The organism is Deltaproteobacteria bacterium (assembly GCA_009930495.1).
GTDB lineage: Bacteria > Desulfobacterota > Desulfovibrionia > Desulfovibrionales > Desulfomicrobiaceae > Desulfomicrobium.
Genome location: RZYB01000236.1, coordinates 1 through 3296 on the forward strand (window position 1 = coordinate 1; position 3296 = coordinate 3296).

At 62.1% G+C, this 3296-nt stretch carries 5 protein-coding genes; all 5 read left to right on the forward strand.

Features of this window, described 5'->3' with window-relative positions; all coding sequences use genetic code 11:
• The coding region (locus EOL86_13105; protein NCD26512.1) for a nitrogenase molybdenum-iron protein subunit beta at window positions 1-999 on the forward strand (999 nt) is incomplete at its 5' end.
• A 44-nt stretch (window positions 1000-1043) separates the two neighbouring features.
• On the forward strand, window positions 1044-1382 hold the full coding sequence (locus EOL86_13110) for a hypothetical protein (protein ID NCD26513.1): 339 nt from the start codon (window positions 1044-1046) through the stop codon (window positions 1380-1382).
• A 27-nt stretch (window positions 1383-1409) separates the two neighbouring features.
• Window positions 1410-1712, forward strand: coding sequence for a (2Fe-2S) ferredoxin domain-containing protein (locus tag EOL86_13115; protein ID NCD26514.1), 303 nt, complete (start codon window positions 1410-1412; stop codon window positions 1710-1712).
• Window positions 1713-1726: 14 nt separating this feature from the next.
• Window positions 1727-2194: a GNAT family N-acetyltransferase gene (locus EOL86_13120; GenBank protein ID NCD26515.1), complete on the forward strand. Its 468-nt coding sequence runs from the start codon at window positions 1727-1729 to the stop codon at window positions 2192-2194.
• Between the two features lie 17 nt (window positions 2195-2211).
• Window positions 2212-3296 (forward strand): nitrogenase iron-molybdenum cofactor biosynthesis protein NifE (locus EOL86_13125; protein NCD26516.1); only part of this gene is annotated, 1085 nt, incomplete at its 3' end.

Genomic DNA, 3296 nt, shown 5'->3' on the forward strand with positions numbered 1-3296 from the left:
GGCAAGGTGCCGGACGGCAAGCACGTCATCTACGCCAACACGCCGAGCTATGTCGGCTCGCACGTCACCGGCTTTTCGAACATGGTCAAGGGCATGGTGAAGGGCTTCGCGATCGCGACCGGCAAGAAGAACGGCCGCGTCAACATCATCCCCGGCTGGGTCGAACCCTCGGACATGGAAGAAGTGAAGCGCCTGGCCGGGCTCATGGGTCTGAACATCATCCTTTTTCCGGACACCTCCGGCGTGTTGAACGCCGGTCTGACCGGCGAGTACAAAATGTTCCCGGACGGCGGCACGCCTGTCGCGGACCTCGTGGCCAGCGGCGACGCCATCGGCACCCTGGCCCTGGGCGAATGGTGTTCGGCCGACGCGGCGCGCTGGCTGGACAGCAAATGCAAGGTGCCGTGCACGGTCCTGGACATGCCCTTTGGCCTCAAGGCCACGGACCGCTTCATCGACACCCTGCGCACGGTCGCGGGCGTGAGCGTGCCGGACACCATCGCCTTTGAGCGCGGTCAGCTGGTGGATCTCATTTCCGACATGCATCAGTATTTTTACGGCAAGAAAGTGGCCCTGGTCGGCGACCCGGATCAGCTCATCTCCATGACCGAGTTCCTGGTTTCCCTGGACATGAAGCCCATCCACATCGTCACCGGCACCTCGGGCTCCAAGTTCGAAAAACGTATCGACGAGATCACAAGCGCCGGGGGCTACAAGGCCAACGTCCGCGCGGGCGGGGACATGTTTTTGCTGCACCAGTGGATCAAGAACGAACCCGTGGATCTGATCATCGGCAACACCTACTGCAAGTACATTGCCCGCGACGAGGACATCCCGTTCCTGCGCTGGGGGTTCCCCATCCTGGACCGGGTCGGACACCAGTACTTCCCGACGGCGGGCTACAAGGGCGGGCTGGCGCTGTTGACCAAAATTCTGGATCTGATTTTGTCCCGCCGGGACCGTGACGATCCGGAGGAGACGTTTGAACTCGTATTCTAATCGGACAGCGGCGGGGCGACCCGCCGCCCGTTAAGGAGCAGAGCATGACCCCTCCCCAAGGACTCCGCCCGCTGGTGGCCGTGGCCAGCAGCACGGGCTCGATTGTGGACACCCATCTCGGGCAGGCCAGGGAATTTCGGATTTACGGCAGCGACGCAGGGCTGGTCGGACTGATCGGAACCCGCCCCGCGCCTGCCCCCGGCGGCGGGAATGCCCGGTGGGAAGGCGTGGCCGAGATTCTTTCGGATTGCGCCTACCTGCTGGTTGCCAGCGTGGGCCGCAAACCGCTCGAACTTCTGGCTTCCAACGGACTGACGGTCATCGAGGCCGAAGGGTTCGTGCTCAGTCTGGTGCGGCAGCTCTATGTCGGTGCAAAGCAGTAATGGTATTTCAATACGATGGAGTAAAATATGGCAATTCCGGAAAAACAGATTCTCGTCTGCCAGAGTTTTCGGGTCGGCGGCGATCCCAAGGGTGTCTGTTTCAAGCAGACCGACGGTTTTTTGCAGTACCTTGAAGAGGAAATCCTGGCTCGTGGCCTGGATATCCTGGTCACGGCCACGGGGTGCATGAAGCTGTGCGAAAAAGGCCCGATCATGGTTGTCCAGCCCGACAACTGGTGGTTCGGGGGCGTGAACAGTGAAGAGGCCATTGACGCCATCCTGGATGGCATCGAAGCGGGCGAGCCCAGCCCCGCGTATCAATTGAAGTAACCAGGGACAGGACCATGCTCGTCATCATTCGCCACGCCAGACCTTCGGACATTCCGGCCATGACCGGCCTCCTCGGTGAACTGTTTTCCCTGGAGGCCGATTTCGAGGTCGACGAGGAAAAACAGGCCCGGGGTCTGGCCCGGCTTCTGGAACAACCGGGCGCCTGCGTGCTGGTGGCCGTGGACAGCGGGGATGTGGCGGGCATGGTTTCCATTCAGCCGCTCATCTCCACGGCCCAGGGCGGATTGGTGGGGATGCTGGAAGATCTGGTGGTCCGGCGCGGGAGCCGGGGGCAGGGCATCGGCACGATGCTTCTGGATGCGGCCATGCGCTGGGCCGCAGGGCAGGGCATGACCCGGCTGCAGCTTCTGGCCGATCGCGCCAATGCCCGCGCCCTCGATTTTTATACCGCCCATGGCTGGCGGGGCACGGAACTGATTTGTCTGCGGGCCGCGGAATTCTCCGCTCCGGCAGTTGCATAGAGATAAAGGAGCACACCATGAGCCAATCCATTCTTGAAGAACGAAAAAGTCAGGTGCACCGCATCGGCGAGGAACCGTTTGCCCTGGCCTGCAACCGGCCCAGCCTGGCTGGCGCGGTCAGCCAGCGGGCCTGCGTGTTTTGCGGCTCGCGGGTGGTGCTTTACCCCATCGCCGACGCCCTGCATCTGGTGCACGGTCCCATCGGCTGCGCCACCTACACCTGGGACATCCGGGGTTCCATGTCCTCGGGGCCGGAACTGCACCGCTTAAGTTTTTCCACGGATTTACAGGAAAAAGACGTCATTTTCGGCGGCGAAAAAAAGCTTGAAGCCTGTCTGCGTGAACTCATTGCCCGGCACAATCCCAAGGCCGCCTTTGTCTACTCGACCTGCATCGTCGGGCTCATCGGCGACGACATGGAGGCCGTGTGTCGCAAGGTGTCCGCCGACACGGGCATCCCGGTTCTGCCGGTCATGAGCGAGGGGTTTAAGGGCAACAAGCGCGAGGGCTATACCGCCGCGTGCAAGGCCATGTTCCGCTTGGTCGGCACGGGCGACACGGACGGCATTTCACCGGTCAGCGTGAACATTCTGGGCGACTTCAACCTGGCCGGGGAAACCTGGATCGTGCGCGAATATTTCAAGCAGATGGGCGTGCAGGTCGTCGCCAACATCACCGGCGACGGCCGGGTGGACGATATCCGACGCTGCCACGGCGCGGCGCTCAATTTGGTGCAGTGCTCCGGCGCGACCATGGATCTGGCCAGGATGATGCAGGAAAAATACGGCATTCCGTTCCAGCGCGTGTCCTATCTTGGCGTCGAGGACATGGCCGACTCCCTGTACACGGTGGCCGACTTTTTCGCTGACAAAGATCCCGAGATCCGCCCCAAGACCGCGGAACTGGTGCGCCGCGAACTCTCAATCCTCATGCCCAAATTGGCCGAGCTGCGCCGCGACCTCGAAGGCAAGAAGGTCGCCATGTATGTCGGCGGTTCCTTCAAGGCCTTTTCCCTGATCAAGGCCCTGCGCCATCTGGGCATGCGGGTCGTGGTGGTCGGGTCCCAGACCGGCACTGAGGAGGACTACAAGGAGCTGGCCGA